We start from the raw sequence: 17,314 nt of genomic DNA, 5'->3' as shown, positions 1-17,314 counted from the left end.
CCCCGCGCTTGTTGTGTAAGTAGTGGGTGGCGACTATAGGGTCGGCTGCTTAGGCCAGGAAATACTAAAAAATTATTTTGTTATTTCCTTTTGGTTTTTGCCAGGTGCTGGCTGCATTGAGGGTAGGCGAGGTTGCCTGCTCCGTCATCGCGGCTTATGCCTGACTTAGCGCAGGATGGAATAAAGCGTTGTTTTTTCCAAGGGATGGATTTGCCGTAGAGTGAATTGCATGTAGGCAGGTCCGGCCTCTTCGCGGGTAAACCCGCTCCTACAGAGACCGCACAGGCATCGAAACCTGTGCAGTCCCTGTAGGAGCGGGTTTACCCGCGAAGAGGCCGGACCTGGCGATAAAAATAGTTGGCCTCTCAGGCAGGAGAAAACCGTGAGCGAACAATCTTCATCCGGGCACTGGCAGTTGCAGAGCATCGTCACCGGCCTGCGCGGCGCCCGTGAACAATGGCGCACCCGCAATGGCCGCAGCAGCGGCGAGCAGGGCGGGCGTGAGCTGCCTTCGCGCGAAGCGATGCGGCACATCCTGGAGCAACTGTGCGGCGCACTGTTCCCCATGCGCCTTGGCCCGGTCGACCTGCGCGAAGAAAGCGAAGACTTCTACGTCGGCCATACGCTGGATGCCGCCCTGACCGCCTTGCTGGCCCAGGCCCGCCTGGAGCTGCGCTACGCCGCACGACAAAGCAAGGGCGAACTGGCCGGCGTCGATGCCCATGCGCTGAGCCTGGTGCAGGGATTCGCCGCCGCCCTGCCGGGCCTGCGCGTGCTGCTGGACACCGACGTTCTGGCCGCCTATCACGGCGACCCGGCTGCGCGCAGTGTCGATGAAGTGCTGCTGTGCTACCCGGGCATCCTGGCGATCATCCACCATCGCCTGGCGCACCATCTGTACCAGGCCGGCCTGCCGCTGCTGGCGCGGATCAGCTCGGAGCTGGCGCATTCGGCCACGGGGATCGACATTCACCCCGGGGCGCAGATCGGCCCGAGCTTCTTCATCGACCACGGTACCGGCGTGGTGATTGGCGAAACCGCGATCATCGGCGAGCGTGTGCGCATCTACCAGGCGGTGACCCTGGGCGCCAAGCGCTTCCCCAGCGATGAATCGGGCACCTTGCACAAGGGGCTGCCACGCCACCCGATCGTTGAGGACGATGTGGTGATCTATGCGGGGGCCACGGTGCTGGGGCGGATCACCATCGGCAAAGGCTCGACCATTGGCGGTAATGTGTGGCTGACCCGCAGTGTGCCGGCCGAGAGCAACATTACCCAGGCCAACCTGCAGCTGGATTGCCAGGACAAGAACTGATCTGGCATTTCATTGGCCTGTACCGGCCACTTCGCGGGCTTGCCCGCTCCCACAGCTACTGCACAAAATTCAATGTTCGTGCGGTCCCTGTGGGAGCGGGCGAGCCCGCGAAGAGGTCAGTGCAGGAGGGCACCAATCAGCGCCCCAATTCGCATTGAAATCCGATCCATGTTTAACTTGAACGCTTGTTCAATGAAAAAACGCTGGTCCGCTGCCGGTGTTCAACAGGAGGATTCCTTTGCTGAACCCGTTCATTCCGAGCCTTACGTCATTCGACGAGGTGCGCCCCCAATGAGTGCACCGAACCCTTCCCTTGCCAATGGCAAGATCCGCATGAACCCCCCGGTGTTCTATTTCGCGGCAAGTTTCATCCTCATCTTCGGCCTCGTGGTCATTTCCTATCCACAAGCAGCAGGCGATTGGTTGCTGGCGGCGCAGAACTGGGCGGCCAACACGGTCGGCTGGTACTACATGCTGGCGATGACGCTGTACCTGGTCTTCGTGGTGGTCACCGCCTTGTCCGGCTACGGCAAGATCAAGCTCGGTGCCGACCACGACGAACCCGAGTTCAGCTACCTGTCATGGGCCGGTATGCTGTTCGCCGCCGGCATCAGTATCACCTTGTTCTTCTTTTGCGTGTCCGAACCCCTGACCCACATGCTGCAGCCGCCCCAGGGCGAAGCGGGCACGGCCGAGGCCGGGCGCCAGGCGATGCAGATCCTGTTCCTGCACTGGGGCCTGCATGGCTGGGGCGTGTTCGCCTTCGTCGGCATGGCCCTGGCCTACTTCGCCTATCGGCACAACCTGCCGCTGGCCTTGCGATCGGCGTTGTACCCGCTGATCGGCAAGCGCATCAACGGGCCGATCGGTTATGCGGTGGACGGTTTCGGCATCATCGCCACGGTGTTCGGCCTGGGTGCCGACATGGGTTTTGGCGTGCTGCACCTGAACGCCGGCCTCGACTACCTGTTCGGCATCGACCACAGCCAGTGGGTGCAAGTGCTGCTCATCACCCTGATGATGGGCGCGGCGGTGGCCGTGGCGGTCGCCGGGGTGGAGAAGGGCGTGCGGGTTATGAGCGACATCAACCTGTTCCTGGCCTGCGCCCTGTTGCTGTTCGTGTTGTTCGCCGGGCCTACCCAGCACCTGTTCAACACGCTGATCCAGAACCTCGGCGACTACCTGGGTGCCTTGCCGCGCAAGAGCTTCGACGTTTATGCCTACGGCGAGAACCGTGACTGGCTGGGCGGTTGGACGGTGTTCTACTGGGCCTGGTGGATTGCCTGGGCGCCGTTCGTGGGCCTGTTCATCGCCCGCATCTCCCGTGGCCGCACCATCCGCGAGTTCGTCTTTGGTGTGCTGTTGATTCCGCTGGGCTTCACCTTGGCGTGGATGTCGATCTTCGGCAACAGTGCCCTGGACCAAGTCATCAACCACGGCATGACAGCGTTGGGCCAGTCGGCGCTGGATAACCCGTCGATGAGCCTGTACCTGCTGCTGGAGACCTACCCTTGGAGCAAGACGGTGATCGCCGTGACGGTGTTCATCAGCTTTGTGTTCTTCGTCACCTCGGCCGACTCGGGCACCGTGGTGCTGTCGACCTTGTCGGCCAAGGGCGGTGATGCGGACGAGGATGGGCCGAACTGGCTGCGTATCTTCTGGGGGGCGATGACCGCGCTGATCACCAGCGCGCTGCTGTTCGCCGGCAGCATCGACTCGCTGAAGTCGGCGGTGGTGCTGACCTCGTTGCCGTTCTCGCTGATCCTGCTGTGCATGATGTGGGGGCTGCACAAGGCGTTCTACCTGGAGTCGCAACGGCAGATCGCACAGATGCATTCGCTGGCCCCGTTCGCCCAGTCACGCCGCGGCCGTGGCGGCTGGCGCCAGCGCCTGAGCCAGGCGGTGCACTTCCCGTCGCGTGATGAGGTATACCGCTTCATGGACGACGTGGTCCGCCCGGCAATTGCCGATGTGCGTGAAGTGTTCGAGCAGAAGGGCCTGGTGCTGATTACCCAGGACGACCCGAGCCACGACAACGTCAGCCTGAAGATTGGCCATGGCGAGGAACAGCCGTTCATTTACCAGGTGCAGATGCGTGGTTACTTCACGCCATCGTTCGCCCTGGGTGGGCTGGGTACGCAAGAGTTGAAGAACCGCCGTTACTACCGGGCGGAGGTGCACCTGAGCGAAGGCAGCCAGAACTATGACCTGGTGGGCTACAGCAAGGAGCAGATCATCAACGACATCCTCGACCAGTACGAACGGCACATGCAGTACCTGCATCTGGTCCGCTAGATCGCTGGGGCCGCTTTGCGGCCCATTCGCAGCACAAGGCTGCTCCTACAAGGGATCGCGCTTCCCTGTAGGAGCAGCCTTGTGCTGCGAATGGAGGCCAAAGGCCTCCCAGTTTCAGAAGGGCGCATCCCCAAGGATGGTCGCCCGATGCATCACCCGCCGGTTCGGCCGGTAGTCATCCACCGCAAAATGCTGGGTCACGCGGTTGTCCCAGAACGCCACGTCATTCTCCTGCCACCGCCAGCGAATGCTGAACTCCGGCCGCGTCGCATGGGCGAACAGCAGTTTCAACAGTGCCTCGCTTTCCAGTTCGCCCAGCTCATTGATGCGCGTGGTGAACCCCTCATTGACGAACAGCGCCTTGCGCCCGCTCACCGGATGCGTGCGCACCACCGGGTGCGACAGCGGCGGGTTGTTCCGCCGGGTTGCTTCCCAGCGCGCCAGGTCTTCCGGCGTGGTACCAAAGCGCTCCAGCGGGAACGACTTGGTGAAGTCATGGGTGGCTGTCAGCCCGTCGAGCATCTCGCGCAGCGGCGCCGACAAGGCTTCGAAGGCAGCGATGCCGCTGGCCCAAAGGGTGTCGCCGCCGTAGGCCGGCAACTGCTTGGCGCTGAGTACCGCGCCCAGGGCCGGGGTCGGCAGGAAGGTCACATCGGTGTGCCACACGGCGTTGTCGCGCACATCGGTCACCGCCGTGTCGAGGATAAGCACCTGCGGGGTTTCCGGCACGTTGGGATAGATAGGGTGGATGTGCAGGTCGCCGAAGCGGGCGGCAAACCGCGCCTGCTGCTGCGGGTTGATCGGCTGGTCGCGGAAGAACAGCACCTGGTGCTGCAGCAGCGCCTGCTCGATGGCGTCTCGTTCTTCGACGGTGATATCGCGGCTGATGTCCACGCCGCTGATCTGGGCGCCGAGCGCCGGGCTGAGGGGGGTGATGGTCAGGCTCATGTCGGTCTCTTCAATCAGGCGCCAGGCTGCTGGCGTGGTCAACAGGATTCAGTGGCTCTGCCCGTGCCAAGGCACCAGTTTGCGTTGCAGGGCACGCAGGCTCATTTCCAGTGCGAAGGCGATCAGGGCGATCAGCAAAATCCCCAGCACCACCACATCGGTGACCAGGAACTGCGCCGCCGACTGCACCATGAAGCCCAGGCCGCTGGTGGCGGCGATCAGCTCGGCAGCCACCAGGGTCGACCAGCCAACCCCCAGGCCAATGCGGATGCCGGTGAGGATGTCGGGCAGGGCGCTGGGCAGGATCACGTGGCGGATCAGCTGGGCCTTGGTCGCGCCCAGCGACTGCGCGGCACGCAGCTTGGCCGGGTCGACCGTGCGCACGCCGGTGGCAGTGGCAATGGCAATGGGGGCGAAGATTGCCAGGTAGATCAGCAGCACCTTGGACAGCTCGCCGATGCCGCACCAGATGACGATCAGCGGCAGGTAGGCCAGCGGCGGGATCGGCCGGTAGAACTCGATCAGCGGGTCGAGAATGCCTCGGGCCACGCGGTTGTAGCCGATGGCGATACCCACCGGGATGGCGGTGAGGGTGGCGGCAAGCAGGGCCACGCCGATGCGCCCCAGGCTGGCACCCAGATGCTGCCACAGGCTGGCATCCATATAGCCTTGGGTCAGCAGGGTCCCGGCCTTGGCCAGGATGTCGGCGGGCGAGGGCAGGAATAGCGGCTCGATCCAGCCGGCCGCGGTCACCAGCCACCAGGCCAACAGCAGGCTGGCCAGGGTCAGGGTGCTGATCCAGCGGGTGGGCAGGGGGCGGCGCAGCTTGGTGGCTGGCCGGGGTTGGGTGTTGCGCTTGCCGGTGACCGGCAGGTCCAGGCTGCTCATGCGCGCTCCTGCAGGCTTTGGCGTTGAGAGAACACCCGCGCAAGTACGTGCTCGCGGGTTTCGATAAAAGCCGGGTCGGACTTGATAGCCCGCGCCGATTCACCCGCTGCGTAGCGCTGGCCGAAGTCCAGTTGCAGGCGCTCCACCACGCGCCCCGGGTTGGGCGCCAGCAGTACCAGTTCACTGGCGAGGAACACGGCTTCTTCGATGTCGTGGGTAATCAGGAACACCGGCTTGGCGGTGCGTTGCCATACCTGCAGCAACAACTCCTGCATCTGCTCGCGGGTGAAGGCATCAAGTGCGCCGAACGGTTCGTCCATCAGCAACACTCGTGGATCGGCTGCCAACGCCCGGGCCAGGCCAACACGCTGCTTCTGGCCACCGGACAATTGCCAGATACGCCGTTCGCCAAAGCCGTCGAGGTCGACCAGGGCCAGCATTTCGCGGGCCTTGGCCTCACGCTCGGCGCGTGGCACGCCGGCCAGTTCCAGGCCGAATGCGACGTTGCCCAGCACGTTCTGCCAGGGCAGCAGCGCATCGTCCTGGAACACTACGCCGCGCTCGGCGCCGGGGCCCTGGACGGGCACGCCGTCCAAGGTGATGCGCCCGCCGCTGGGGGCGACGAAGCCTGCGATGAGGTTGAGCAGCGAGGTCTTGCCACTGCCGGAAGGACCCAGGGCCACCAGCAGTTGGCGCGGCCCCAGGCTCAGGTTGATGTCGGCCAGTACCGGGGTTTCGGCACCGGGGTACTGTGCGCTGATGCGCTCCAGTTCGAGCAAGGCCATGGCAGGCTCCGGTCGGTTTCTACAGGCTTAGTTGGGGAGGTACTTGGCGCTGACGTAGGGCGAGTAGTCCGGCAGCACCGCGTCGACCTTGCCTTGCTGCTTGAGGAAGGTGGCCGTGTCGGTCAGCGCCTGGGTGGTCGATGCGCCCAGTGCATTGGCCTGGTCGACGGCCAGTGGGTACACGTTGCCCTGCAGCAGCACCGGGATGTCGGCAGGCTTGGCGCCCGAAAGTTTGGCCAGCTTGCTCACGTTGTCGGGGTTTGCCAGCCAGGCTTGCGGGTTCTTGCGGTAGTCGGCGTAGGCGTCGAGGGTGACCTTGGCGAAGGCCTTGACCACGTCGGGGTGCTTGGCGGCGAAGTCCTTGCGCACGATCCATGCGTCGAAGGTCGGTGCGCCTTTCTCGGCCAGCTCGCCGGAGGTGATCAGCACCTTGCCGTTTTCCTTGGCCACACCCAGGGCCGGGTCCCAGACGTAGGTGGCATCGATGTCGCCGCGCTTCCAGGCGGCAATGATTGCCGGTGGCGCCAGGTTGAGGATCTGCACCTTGGCCGGGTCGATGTTCCAGCTCTTCAGCGCGGCCAGCAGGCTGTAGTGGCCGGTGGAGACGAAAGGCACGGCGACTTTCTTGCCGACCAGGTCTTGCGGAGTCTTGATGCTGTCGCGGGCGACCAGTGCTTCACCGGCGCCAATCTGCGTGGCGATCAGGAAGGTCTCGACCGGCAGCTTGCGGGAGGCTGCGGCGGCCAGCGGGCTGGAGCCCAGGTAGCCGATCTGTACATCGCCGCTGGCTACGGCGGTGATCACGTCGGCGCCGTTATCGAATTTGCGCCAGTCGATGCTGGCCTTGCTGGCTTTTTCGTAATCGCCATCGACCTGCGCCACCTTGGCCGGGTCGACGGTGGTCTGGTAGGCCACGGTCAGGTCAGCAGCTTGGGCCAACCAGCTGGCGCTGGCGAGGGTCAGGGCGGCGAACAGGCGCAGCGGGGCGTGCGGGATCATGGTGAACCTCTCGTCAGGCAATCGGTGTGGTGGATGACGAGAAGGCTAATTGATCTAAGAAATGTAAAATAAATAACTTTTTTGCATTAGCTTAGGAGCCAATGGTTTGAGACGCGTTAACAGGGAAACGCTGTGATTTCGCTCAATGGTGAAATCCGAGAGTGCTGCTAGGCTTTTTCGTCCCGATAGAACGATACGGAATTAGGTTATGAGCAAACGTTTGCAAATAACTATTGGTTATGAAAAGAATGCTGCTTCTAACGAATAGCAGTAATAATTCCTAACATATTCCTTAAAAATCTTACCAATTCATAAAACGGTCATTTTGGATTTATAGGATTGTCATTATCCTGTAGCGCAGCTGGCGTCTTAGACCAAAGTCGCGAAACGTTTAGAAACGATTGACTTTACGGTCACGCTTTGGGACTAAATCGCCAATCCACGGTGAGCGGGGCAGCAGATCCCGCCACCAGAGATACACAAGAATTAGAACGTAGAGGAGCAAAACATGTACAAGTCCAGCCTGGCCCTGGCCGTGGCACTGGGGGTTCTCGCCCAACAAGCAGGCGCTGCCGGTTTCGTTGAAGACAGCAAGCTGTCGCTCAGCTCGCGCACCATGTACTTCAACGATGACAACCGCGAAAGCGGTATCGACCAGAAAGAAAGCGGTCAGGGCTTCAAGCTCGACTACCTGTCTGGTTTCACCGAAGGCACCGTAGGTTTTGGTGTCGACGTCCAGGCTTTGTGGGGCATTCACCTGGATGGTGGCCGTGGTAGCCGTCCAGATGCCAACAACACCTTCTTCCCAAGCGACTCCGATGGTTCGGCAGTTCACGACTGGGCACGCATTGGTGGTAACGCCAAGGCTCGCTTCTCCAAGACCGAGGTCCACTACGGTAGCGCCCTGGCGCCTATGCTGCCGATCCTGGTCTCCAACGACGGCCGTCTGCTGCCGCAGACCTTCGAGGGTGGCACCCTCCAGTCGAAGGAAATCGACAACCTGACCTTCAACGCAGGTCAACTGACCCACGCCATGGGTCGTGCTTCGAGCAACCGTACCGGTCTTTCCGTTTCTGGCGCCTTCCGCGACAGCAACAAGTTCCAGTTCGCCGGTGGTGACTACAAGCTCACTCCCGACCTGACCCTGCAGTACTACTACTCGAACCTGGAAGACTTCTACAAGCAGCACTTCCTGGGTGCTACCCACGTCTTCAAGATCGCCGACAACCAGTCGTTCAAGACCGACCTGCGCTACTTCGATAGCCGCAGCGACGGCAAGAATGGCGAGACCGGTTACGCCTTCGACAACAACGGTGGCTACGCGAAGAACGGGGGCGAGGTCGACAACAAGACCTGGAGCGCCATGTTCACCTACACCCTGGGTGGCCATGCGCTGATGCTCGGTCACCAGCAAGTGGGTGACGATGGTGGTTTCGTCTGGCTGAACCAAGGTAGCGTCCGCAAGGACGGCGCCACTTCCTCGCTGGAAGGCAATGGCGGCGCAAGCTTCTACCTGTTCACCGACAGCATGATCAACCAGTTCGCTCGTGCCGGTGAGAACACCACCTTCGGTCAGTACTCCTATGACTTCGCGTCCCTGGGCGTTCCAGGCCTGAAGGCTTCGGTGGCCTACCTGCGTGGTGACGACATCCGCAACAAGTCGGGCGACGGCAGCTACAACGAATGGGAACGTGACGCACGCGTCGACTACACCATTCAGCAAGGCTCCCTCAAAGGCCTGGGCTTCAGCCTGCGTCAGGGTGTTTACCGTGGTAGCGGCGAAAGCATCGGGGACAAAGACCAGACTCGCTTCATCGTGAACTACACTTACAACTTCCTGTAAGCCGTAGCTGAACAAGAAGCCTCGCCTAGTGCGAGGCTTTTTTGTGTCTGCAATTTCGTATGTTTTTTGGTTATAAACAAATCAGTATTTATTCTTTTTGTTTTTAATCGAATGCAGGCACATTGAACCCACACGGTACAGAACCCAGCACAGGAGCCGCAGCCCATGAGCCTAAAACTCGGCGATATCGCCCCCGATTTCGAACAGGATTCCAGCGAAGGCAAGATCCGCTTCCACGAGTGGCTGGGCAACAGCTGGGGGGTGTTGTTCTCTCACCCAGCCGACTTTACCCCGGTGTGCACCACCGAGCTGGGCCTGACCGCCAAGCTGAAGGACGATTTCGCCAAACGCGGGGTCAAGGCCATCGCCCTGTCGGTGGACCCGGTCGATTCACACCACCGCTGGATCGATGACATCAACGAAACCCAGAACACCGTGGTCAACTTCCCGATCATTGCCGACGCCGACCGCAAGGTGTCCGACTTGTACGACCTGATCCACCCGAATGCCAGCGACACCCTGACCGTGCGCTCGCTGTTCGTCATCGACCCGAACAAGAAGGTGCGCCTGACCATCACCTACCCGGCCAGTACCGGGCGCAACTTCAACGAAATCTTGCGGGTGATCGACTCGCTGCAGCTGACCGACAACCACAAGGTCGCCACGCCAGGTAACTGGCAGGACGGTGACGACGTGGTAATCGTGCCCTCGCTGAAGGACGAGGAAGAGATCAAGCAGCGTTTCCCCAAAGGTTACCGGGCGGTCAAACCCTATCTGCGGCTGACTCCGCAGCCCAATCGTTAAAGGATTCCTCGTTGCATTGCTCTTAGCCAAAGCAGGGATATTCGGGCCGTTTCGACGGCCCTTTTTTATGCCTGCTGAAACTGCGTGGGCTTCTTCGCGGGTAAACCCGCTCCCACAGGAATAGTGCAAGTCCCAGGCCTTGTGCGATCCCTGTGGGAGCGGGTTTACCCGCGAAAGGGCCAAAACAGGAGATTGATAAAAATGGAATAAACAAATGAAAAAATATGATTTCTAGATATATGCGGTGACTGTTAATGTCACCTCCAACAAAACACAAGGAAGCGCTGCAATGCTGGTCGTCTCAATCGGTGGTAGCCCCAGTACCCGTTCACGCTCCGGCGTGCTGCTGGAGCGTTCTCGCCAGTGGCTGCAGGACCGTGGCGTCGAGGTAGTAACGTTCCAGGTACGTGACTTTCCCGCCGAAGACTTGCTGCACGCCCGTTTCGACAGCCCGCAGGTGCAGCACTTCCAGCAGCTGGTGGCCCAGGCCGATGGCCTGATCGTCGCCACGCCGGTGTACAAGGCCTCGTTCGCCGGTGCCCTGAAAACCTTGCTCGACCTGCTGCCCGAACGCGCCCTGGCACACAAGATCGTGTTGCCGATCGCCACCGGCGGCAGCATCGCCCACATGCTGGCGGTGGATTACGCGCTGAAACCCGTGCTGTCGGCACTCAAGGCGCAAGAGACCCTGCAAGGGATCTTCGCCGACGACAGCCAGGTCGCCTACGCAGAAGGCTCCAGGCCCGCGCAGCTGGTAGCGGCGCTGGAAGAACGCCTGCAGGACGCGCTGGAAACCTTCCACGTTGCACTGGCCCGTCGGCCGCGCCCCGTGGCCCCCGGCGTATTGAACGAACGCCTGATCAGCGCTCGCTGGAGCATCTGACCGGCCCAACCCGCTTCACCACCTTACTCGCCCGACAACGAGGCAAGCAGGTGCAACCCGAACCCACTCGCACAGGAGAGCGCCATGCGCACAGTCTTCTTGCGTCGCGGTCTGGTCGCCCTGTTTGCGGCGGCTGTGTCCTTCGGCGCCATTACCCAAGCCCAGGCCGAGAGCCTGCGTATCGGTTACCAGAAATACGGCACCCTGGTGCTGCTCAAGGCCAAGGGCACGCTGGAAAAGCGCCTGGCCGAGCAGGGCGTGCAGGTGCAATGGACCGAGTTCCCCGGCGGCCCGCAGCTGCTTGAGGGGCTGAACGTAGGCTCCATCGACTTTGGCGTCACCGGTGAAACCCCGCCGGTGTTCGCCCAGGCCGCCGGTGCCGACCTGCTGTACGTCGCCTACGAGCCGCCAGCGCCGCACAGCGAGGCGATCCTGGTGCCGAAGGGCTCGCCGATCCAGTCGGTCAAAGACCTCAAGGGCAAGAAAGTCGCCCTCAACAAAGGCTCCAACGTTCACTACCTGCTGGTTCGCGCCCTGGAAGACGCAGGCCTGAAATACAGCGACATCCAGCCGGTGTACCTGCCCCCGGCCGACGCCCGCGCCGCCTTCGAACGCGGCAGCGTGGACGCCTGGGTGATCTGGGACCCGTACCAGGCTGCCGCCGAGAAACAGCTGCAGGCTCATACCCTGCGCGATGGCAAGGGCCTGGTCGACAACCATCAGTTCTACCTGGCCACCCGCAACTACGCGACCCAGCACCCGGCAGTGATCAACACCCTGATCGAAGAAGTGCGTGCCGTGGGTGGATGGTCCCAGGCCAACCCGCAGGAAGTGACCGACCAGGTCGCGCCGCTGCTCGGCCTGCCCGCCGATATCACCCTGACTTCGGTCAAGCGCCAAGGCTACGGTGCCGCGCCGCTCACCCCGGAAGTGGTAGCCGCGCAACAGAAGATCGCCGACACGTTCCAGGCACTGAAGCTGATTCCCAAGCCGCTGAGCGTCAAGGACGTGATCTGGACACCCCCGGCCAAGGTCGCCAGTGCGCCTTGATTGATTTGCCTGCGCCGGGGCGCCGCCCTGGCTGAGCCCCCTTGAGGAGACAACTCCAATGAGCCTTAACATCTTCTGGTTCCTTCCTACCCACGGTGACGGCAAGTACCTGGGCACCTCCGATGGCGCGCGAGCCGTCGACCATGGCTACCTGCAGCAGATCGCCCAGGCGGCCGACCGGCTCGGCTTTGGTGGCGTGCTGATCCCTACCGGACGCTCCTGCGAGGACTCCTGGCTGGTCGCGGCATCGTTGATCCCGGTGACCCAGCGCCTGAAGTTCCTGGTCGCCCTGCGCCCCGGGATCATTTCGCCGACCGTGGCGGCACGCCAGGCAGCAACCCTTGATCGCCTGTCCAACGGCCGCGCGCTGTTCAACCTGGTGACCGGTGGCGACCCGGACGAGTTGGCCGGTGACGGCCTGCACCTGAACCATCAGGAACGTTATGAAGCCTCTGTGGAGTTCACCCGTATCTGGCGCAAGGTGCTGGAAGGCGAGGTGGTCGACTACGACGGCAAGCACATCCAGGTGAAGGGCGCCAAGCTGCTCTACCCGCCGATCCAGCAACCACGCCCGCCACTGTATTTCGGCGGTTCCTCCGAAGCCGCACAGGACCTGGCCGCCGAGCAAGTCGAGCTGTACCTGACCTGGGGCGAGCCGCCGAGTGCGGTCGCTGAAAAAATTGCCCAGGTGCGTGAGAAAGCCGCCGCCCAGGGCCGCGAAGTGCGCTTCGGTATCCGCCTGCACGTGATCGTGCGGGAAACCAACGAAGAAGCCTGGGCCGCTGCCGACAAGCTGATCTCGCACCTGGACGACGACACCATCGCTCGCGCCCAGGCCTCGCTGGCGCGCTTCGACTCGGTCGGCCAGCAACGCATGGCCGCCCTGCACAACGGCAACCGTGACAAGCTGGAAGTCAGCCCCAACCTGTGGGCCGGTGTCGGCCTGGTGCGTGGTGGTGCCGGTACCGCGCTGGTGGGGGATGGCCCGACCGTCGCGGCGCGGGTCAAGGAATACGCCGAGCTGGGCATCGATACCTTCATCTTCTCCGGCTACCCGCACCTGGAAGAGTCGTACCGGGTGGCCGAGCTGTTGTTCCCGCACCTGGATGTGCAACGCCCGGAGCAAGCCAAGACCGGTGGTTATGTGAGCCCGTTTGGCGAAATGGTGGCCAACGACATCCTGCCCAAGTCCGTTGCGCAGAGCTGAGGGCCAGGCCATGAGTCGTGCAACTTCCAACAACCTTGGCCAGCGCCTGGCGCCATGGGCGCTGCCGGTACTGCTGCTGGCTGCCTGGCAGCTGGCGGTCAGCGCCGGCTGGCTGTCGACGCGCATCCTGCCCGCGCCCAGCGCCGTGGTCAGCGCCGGCGTCGAGCTGGTGCGCAGCGGCGAGATCTGGACCCACCTGGCCATCAGTGGCTGGCGTGCCGGGCTGGGCTTCGTCATCGGTGGCAGCATCGGCCTGGTGCTGGGCTTCATCACCGGCCTGTCGAACTGGGGCGAACGCCTGCTCGACAGCTCGGTGCAGATGATCCGCAACGTGCCGCACCTGGCGCTGATCCCGCTGGTGATCCTGTGGTTCGGTATCGACGAGTCGGCAAAGATCTTCCTGGTCGCGCTGGGCACGCTGTTCCCGATCTACCTGAACACCTACCACGGCATCCGCAACGTCGACCCGGCGCTGGTGGAGATGGCGCGCAGCTATGGCTTGTCCGGCTTCAGCCTGTTCCGCCAGGTGATCCTGCCCGGGGCATTGCCTTCGATCCTGGTAGGCGTGCGCTTTGCCCTGGGCTTCATGTGGCTGACCCTGATCGTTGCCGAAACCATTTCGGCCAATGCCGGTATCGGTTACCTGGCGATGAACGCCCGTGAGTTCCTGCAGACCGACGTGGTAGTGCTGGCCATCGTCCTGTATGCCGTGCTCGGCAAGCTTGCCGACCTCGCCGCCCGCGGCCTGGAGCGTGTGTGGCTGCGCTGGCACCCGGCCTATCAAGTGGCGAAGAAGGAGGGCGCATGACCGTACTCAAGGAACAGCCGCCACGCCTGCTGCGTGGCATCCCGCTGGCTTCCAGCGGCCTGCGCAAGACCTTTGGCCAGCGCGAGGTACTGAAGGGTATCGAGTTGCATATTCCTGCCGGCCAGTTCGTCGCCATCGTCGGCCGTAGTGGCTGCGGCAAGAGCACCTTGCTGCGCCTGCTGGCCGGTCTCGACCAGCCCACTGCAGGCCAGTTGCTGGCCGGTGCCGCGCCGCTGGAGCAGGCCCGCGAAGAAACCCGCCTGATGTTCCAGGACGCGCGCCTGCTGCCATGGAAGAAGGTGATCGACAACGTTGGCCTGGGCCTCTCTGGCGACTGGCGCCCGCGTGCGCTGGAAGCGTTGGAGTCGGTTGGCCTGGCCGACCGCGCCAATGAATGGCCGGCGGCTCTGTCGGGCGGCCAGAAGCAGCGTGTGGCCCTGGCCCGGGCGCTGATTCACCAGCCGCGCCTGCTGCTGCTGGACGAGCCGCTCGGTGCGCTGGATGCATTGACCCGTATCGAGATGCAGCAACTGATCGAACGCCTGTGGCGTCAGCACGGCTTCACCGTGTTGCTGGTTACCCACGATGTCAGCGAGGCAGTCGCCGTGGCTGACCGGGTGATCCTGATCGAGGACGGCGAGGTCGGGCTCGACCTCACTGTCGACCTGGCACGGCCTCGGGCGCGTGGTTCGCACCGCCTGGCCGCGCTGGAAAGCGAAGTGCTCAACCGTGTTCTATCGGCCCCGGGCGCTGCGCCCGAGCCGGATCCTGTAGCCCCTTTGCCCACGCAACTGCGTTGGGCGCACTGATTCACTTACCAGACTGAAGCCATAGAGAAGGAATCAAATCATGACCATCAAAGCCATCAACGTTCGCAACCAGTTCAAAGGCACCGTGAAGGAAATCCTGGAAGGCCCGGTACTGTCGGAAATCGACGTGCAGACCGCCTCGGGCATCGTCACTTCGGTCATCACCACCCGCTCCGTGCGCGAGCTGGAGCTGCAGGTGGGCAGTGAAGTGATTGCCTTCGTGAAGTCGACTGAAGTGTCCATCGCCAAGCTGTGATGGGTGTTGGCCATGGGGCTGCTTTGCAGCCCTTCGCGGGCACGCCCGCTCCCACAGGTACTGCGCAGGTTTCAGGTTTTGCGCGGACCCTGTGGGAGCGGGCGTGCCCGCGAAGGGCCGCACAGCGGCCCCAATGATCTCAGCTGGAGCGCTTGGCCAGAAATGGCGGCAGATACAACCCCAGATACGCCTCGAACACTCGCTTGCCTTCCTCGGCCATGCGCGGGGTGATCGCCTCATGCAGCTGCACCGACCGCGCATACACCCGGTCACTCAACTCCATGGCCAGGGCAAACACATCCACATCCGCCGGCATCACAGGCAGATGAAAGTGCTGGTCGAACAACTTGTGCATCAAGTCGCCCAGTTCCATGTCGTGCTGCCGGTCGGCCTGCACCACTTCGCTCAGGCCATGCTGGGCCAGGATCAGTTGCCGCGCCGCCGCGTCCTCGTTGTAGATATCCAGCATGCGCTGCTCGATCAGCCGTGACAGTTCGTGCCAGGTGTTGAACGCGCTGCTGTCGATCGGCGCGCTCAGCGCTTCACGGAAGGCCCGGTGTACATCGGCCGTCAACGCCTCCAGCAGCGCCGGCACGCTGGCGAAGAAGTGGTACACCGACGACGGTGGAATCTGCGCGCGCTCGGCCACGCTGTAGATCGACAGGCTCGCCACCCCCAGCTCGGCCAGCAACTCGCGTGCAGCCGCCAGGATCGCCTCGATCCTGGCCTGGCTGCTGGCGCGCGGCTTGCGCGGGGTGGCAGTGCGGGTCATCAGTTGCTGATCGCCAGGATGCTGGCCTGGTAGGCGCCGACGAACAGGTCGAAGTCGCCGACTTCCTGCTGTTCCAGGCGCGACTGCTCGGCCAGCGAGTCGCGGGCGAGGGTTTCGAAGGCCTGCTGGCGCTCGACCGGCAGAGGCTGCTCGCGGAAGGTTTCGGCGTGGATGCGGCTCTGGCGCAGGGAGAACTTGACGAAGCTTTCGTCATGCTCGGTCATGCGCGCCAGTACCTGGGCCGACGGGGTCAGCGAGGCGTCGTCGACCTTGGCCTGCTGGGCATCCAGGGCCTTGCCGTGTTCTGCACCGCCTTGCGCCTGGTCGAGCAGATCGGCCAGTGGCCGAATACGCTCGATCAGCTCGCTGGCCCAGGCCTTCAGGCCGATCGGCTGGCCATTGCGGCGCAGTTCCAGGCCCGGGCGTCGGCCTTCCTTGACCACTGTCAGGAAGTTGTTGGTGCACTGGCCGCATTCGCCGTTGTCCAGTTGCGGGCTGTCTTCCAGCGCGCAGAACAGCAGGAACGCGTCGAGGAAGCGCGCCTCGGTCAGGTCGATGCCCACCGGCAGGAACGGGTTGATGTCCAGGCAACGCACTTCCACGTACTGCACGCCGCGCGAGGTCAGGGCCTGGATCGGCCGCTCGCCGGTGTAGGTGACGCGCTTGGGGCGAATGTTCGAGTAGTACTCGTTTTCGATCTGCAGGATGTTGGTGTTCAGCTGTACCCACTCGCCATCCACGTGCGTGCCGACTTCGACGTAAGGCGGGTAGGGCGTGCCCACCGCCTTGCGCAGGCTGTCGGTGTAGCTGGCCAGGTTGTTGTAGCACGGCGTGAGGCCGGCCTGGGCGTTGCTCTGGTAGCCAAGGTCGCTCATGCGCAGGCTGGTGGCGTAGGGCAGGTACAGGGTTTCGGCGTCCAGCTCTTCGAGCTGGTGCGGGCGGCCACGCAGGAAGCCTTTGTCCAGGGCCGGCGAGGCGCCGAACAGGTACATCAGCAGCCAGCTGTAGCGGCGGAAATTACGGATCAGCGCGATATAGGCCGACGACTGGTAGTCGCGGTCGCTCTCGCTGCCGCCTTCTGCGGCGCGCAGCAACGGCCACAGCGCTTCGGGCAGCGAGAAGTTGTAATGGATACCGGCGATGCACTGCATGGTGCGGCCGTAGCGCAGGGCCAGGCCCTTGCGGTAGACATGCTTGAGCTTACCGATGTTCGAGCTGCCGTACTCGGCGATCGGGATGTCCTCCTCGGCTGGCAGCGTGCAGGGCATCGACGGGCTCCACAGATATTCGTCGCCCAGCTTGCTGTAGACGAAACGGTGGGTCTCTTCGAGGCTTTCCAGCACCTTGGCCGGGTCGGGAAGGGCCGGGGTGATGAACTCCAGCAGCGACTCGGAATAATCGGTGGTGATCTGCTCGTTGGTCAGCGCCGATCCCAGGGCTTGCGGATGCGGGGTCTGGGCCAGGCGACCTTCGTCGGTCACGCGCAGACATTCGCGCTCAATACCGTGCAGGCACTGCTTGAGCAGGGGAAGATTGGCGCCGAGCAGGCTCAGGCGGCGGTTGAGGAGGTCGCTCAAGATGTATTCCTTCACGCGTCAGTCGCCCCAATATGGGGGTAGAGATAACGGTCTACAAGGGTAGGAAGAAAGGAA

Annotated in this window: 16 protein-coding genes; 10 read left to right on the top strand and 6 right to left on the bottom strand. The window is 63.0% G+C overall.

What is annotated here, in order from left to right:
• The first annotated feature begins 382 nt into the window (after positions 1–382).
• Together epsC and betT are read left to right on the top strand one after the other, a co-directional pair.
• On the top strand, positions 383–1,315 hold the full coding sequence (epsC, locus tag IMX18_RS23265) for a serine O-acetyltransferase EpsC (protein ID WP_015268588.1): 933 nt from the start codon (positions 383–385) through the stop codon (positions 1,313–1,315).
• 333 nt (positions 1,316–1,648) lie between these two features.
• Positions 1,649–3,610 (top strand): choline transporter BetT, encoded by a 1,962-nt coding sequence (betT, locus tag IMX18_RS23260; RefSeq protein WP_167506610.1) that lies wholly within the window; start codon positions 1,649–1,651, stop codon positions 3,608–3,610.
• Positions 3,611–3,724: 114 nt separating this feature from the next.
• Here the strand turns inward: betT and tauD are convergent, their stop codons facing one another.
• The 4 genes from tauD to tauA are packed head-to-tail and all read right to left on the bottom strand — an operon-like array spanning position 3,725 to position 7,230.
• Positions 3,725–4,558: a taurine dioxygenase gene (tauD, locus tag IMX18_RS23255; RefSeq protein ID WP_015268590.1), complete on the bottom strand. Its 834-nt coding sequence runs from the start codon at positions 4,556–4,558 to the stop codon at positions 3,725–3,727.
• A gap of 48 nt (positions 4,559–4,606) precedes the next feature.
• Positions 4,607–5,446: a taurine ABC transporter permease TauC gene (tauC, locus tag IMX18_RS23250; RefSeq protein ID WP_023660882.1), complete on the bottom strand. Its 840-nt coding sequence runs from the start codon at positions 5,444–5,446 to the stop codon at positions 4,607–4,609.
• Positions 5,443–6,231 (bottom strand): taurine ABC transporter ATP-binding subunit, encoded by a 789-nt coding sequence (gene tauB / locus IMX18_RS23245; RefSeq protein ID WP_023660883.1) that lies wholly within the window; start codon positions 6,229–6,231, stop codon positions 5,443–5,445. The genes tauC and tauB overlap by 4 nt, the downstream gene beginning before the upstream one ends.
• A gap of 27 nt (positions 6,232–6,258) precedes the next feature.
• The gene (gene tauA, locus IMX18_RS23240; RefSeq protein ID WP_013970443.1) at positions 6,259–7,230 is read right to left on the bottom strand and encodes a taurine ABC transporter substrate-binding protein; all 972 of its coding nucleotides are present in this window, start codon (positions 7,228–7,230) and stop codon (positions 6,259–6,261) included.
• 508 nt (positions 7,231–7,738) lie between these two features.
• Between tauA and IMX18_RS23235 the strand changes: the two genes are divergently transcribed.
• The 8 genes from IMX18_RS23235 (at position 7,739) to IMX18_RS23200 (ending at position 14,890) form a co-directional block, all read left to right on the top strand.
• On the top strand, positions 7,739–9,073 hold the full coding sequence (locus IMX18_RS23235) for an OprD family porin (RefSeq protein ID WP_015268593.1): 1,335 nt from the start codon (positions 7,739–7,741) through the stop codon (positions 9,071–9,073).
• A gap of 165 nt (positions 9,074–9,238) precedes the next feature.
• Positions 9,239–9,877 carry a peroxiredoxin gene (locus IMX18_RS23230; protein ID WP_013970445.1) on the top strand — a complete coding sequence of 213 codons (639 nt, stop codon included), beginning with the start codon at positions 9,239–9,241 and terminating at the stop codon, positions 9,875–9,877.
• 289 nt (positions 9,878–10,166) lie between these two features.
• Positions 10,167–10,760 carry an NADPH-dependent FMN reductase gene (gene ssuE / locus IMX18_RS23225; RefSeq protein WP_024087992.1) on the top strand — a complete coding sequence of 198 codons (594 nt, stop codon included), beginning with the start codon at positions 10,167–10,169 and terminating at the stop codon, positions 10,758–10,760.
• Between the two features lie 84 nt (positions 10,761–10,844).
• A complete protein-coding gene (locus tag IMX18_RS23220; protein WP_217190254.1) occupies positions 10,845–11,810 on the top strand; it encodes a sulfonate ABC transporter substrate-binding protein in 966 nt (321 codons plus the stop codon).
• Between the two features lie 58 nt (positions 11,811–11,868).
• Positions 11,869–13,017 carry an FMNH2-dependent alkanesulfonate monooxygenase gene (gene ssuD / locus IMX18_RS23215; RefSeq protein WP_025337326.1) on the top strand — a complete coding sequence of 383 codons (1,149 nt, stop codon included), beginning with the start codon at positions 11,869–11,871 and terminating at the stop codon, positions 13,015–13,017.
• Positions 13,018–13,027: 10 nt separating this feature from the next.
• The gene (gene ssuC / locus IMX18_RS23210; RefSeq protein ID WP_039614250.1) at positions 13,028–13,825 is read left to right on the top strand and encodes an aliphatic sulfonate ABC transporter permease SsuC; all 798 of its coding nucleotides are present in this window, start codon (positions 13,028–13,030) and stop codon (positions 13,823–13,825) included.
• Entirely contained in the window at positions 13,822–14,634 is an 813-nt protein-coding gene (gene ssuB / locus IMX18_RS23205; RefSeq protein WP_013970450.1) for an aliphatic sulfonates ABC transporter ATP-binding protein, read from the top strand. Before ssuC ends, ssuB begins: the two co-directional genes overlap by 4 nt.
• 40 nt (positions 14,635–14,674) lie before the next feature.
• On the top strand, positions 14,675–14,890 hold the full coding sequence (locus tag IMX18_RS23200) for a TOBE domain-containing protein (protein ID WP_003255829.1): 216 nt from the start codon (positions 14,675–14,677) through the stop codon (positions 14,888–14,890).
• A gap of 139 nt (positions 14,891–15,029) precedes the next feature.
• Here IMX18_RS23200 and IMX18_RS23195 read toward each other — a convergent pair whose 3' ends face one another.
• Together IMX18_RS23195 and gshA are read right to left on the bottom strand one after the other, a co-directional pair.
• Positions 15,030–15,662: a TetR/AcrR family transcriptional regulator gene (locus IMX18_RS23195; RefSeq protein ID WP_025337328.1), complete on the bottom strand. Its 633-nt coding sequence runs from the start codon at positions 15,660–15,662 to the stop codon at positions 15,030–15,032.
• On the bottom strand, positions 15,662–17,239 hold the full coding sequence (gene gshA, locus IMX18_RS23190) for a glutamate--cysteine ligase (protein ID WP_217190251.1): 1,578 nt from the start codon (positions 17,237–17,239) through the stop codon (positions 15,662–15,664). Before gshA ends, IMX18_RS23195 begins: the two co-directional genes overlap by 1 nt.
• Between the last annotated feature and the right edge of the window lie 75 nt (positions 17,240–17,314).

Origin of the sequence: Pseudomonas shirazica, assembly GCF_015168335.1 — a bacterium.
Taxonomy (GTDB): domain Bacteria; phylum Pseudomonadota; class Gammaproteobacteria; order Pseudomonadales; family Pseudomonadaceae; genus Aquipseudomonas; species Aquipseudomonas asiatica.
The sequence above is the reverse complement of the archived record's forward strand: the minus strand, read 5'-3'. Positions and strand labels throughout refer to the sequence as shown.

Bases quoted from the DNA above. Each gene is read 5' to 3' on its own strand.
- betT (WP_167506610.1), top strand. From the start codon at position 1,649: ATGAACCCCCCGGTGTTCTATTTCGCGGCAAGTTTCATCCTCATCTTC.
- tauD (WP_015268590.1), bottom strand. From the start codon at position 4,558: ATGAGCCTGACCATCACCCCCCTCAGCCCGGCGCTCGGCGCCCAGATC.
- tauC (WP_023660882.1), bottom strand. From the start codon at position 5,446: ATGAGCAGCCTGGACCTGCCGGTCACCGGCAAGCGCAACACCCAACCC.
- tauB (WP_023660883.1), bottom strand. From the start codon at position 6,231: ATGGCCTTGCTCGAACTGGAGCGCATCAGCGCACAGTACCCCGGTGCC.
- tauA (WP_013970443.1), bottom strand. From the start codon at position 7,230: ATGATCCCGCACGCCCCGCTGCGCCTGTTCGCCGCCCTGACCCTCGCC.
- IMX18_RS23235 (WP_015268593.1), top strand. From the start codon at position 7,739: ATGTACAAGTCCAGCCTGGCCCTGGCCGTGGCACTGGGGGTTCTCGCC.
- IMX18_RS23230 (WP_013970445.1), top strand. From the start codon at position 9,239: ATGAGCCTAAAACTCGGCGATATCGCCCCCGATTTCGAACAGGATTCC.
- ssuE (WP_024087992.1), top strand. From the start codon at position 10,167: ATGCTGGTCGTCTCAATCGGTGGTAGCCCCAGTACCCGTTCACGCTCC.
- IMX18_RS23220 (WP_217190254.1), top strand. From the start codon at position 10,845: ATGCGCACAGTCTTCTTGCGTCGCGGTCTGGTCGCCCTGTTTGCGGCG.
- ssuD (WP_025337326.1), top strand. From the start codon at position 11,869: ATGAGCCTTAACATCTTCTGGTTCCTTCCTACCCACGGTGACGGCAAG.
- ssuC (WP_039614250.1), top strand. From the start codon at position 13,028: ATGAGTCGTGCAACTTCCAACAACCTTGGCCAGCGCCTGGCGCCATGG.
- ssuB (WP_013970450.1), top strand. From the start codon at position 13,822: ATGACCGTACTCAAGGAACAGCCGCCACGCCTGCTGCGTGGCATCCCG.
- IMX18_RS23200 (WP_003255829.1), top strand. From the start codon at position 14,675: ATGACCATCAAAGCCATCAACGTTCGCAACCAGTTCAAAGGCACCGTG.
- IMX18_RS23195 (WP_025337328.1), bottom strand. From the start codon at position 15,662: ATGACCCGCACTGCCACCCCGCGCAAGCCGCGCGCCAGCAGCCAGGCC.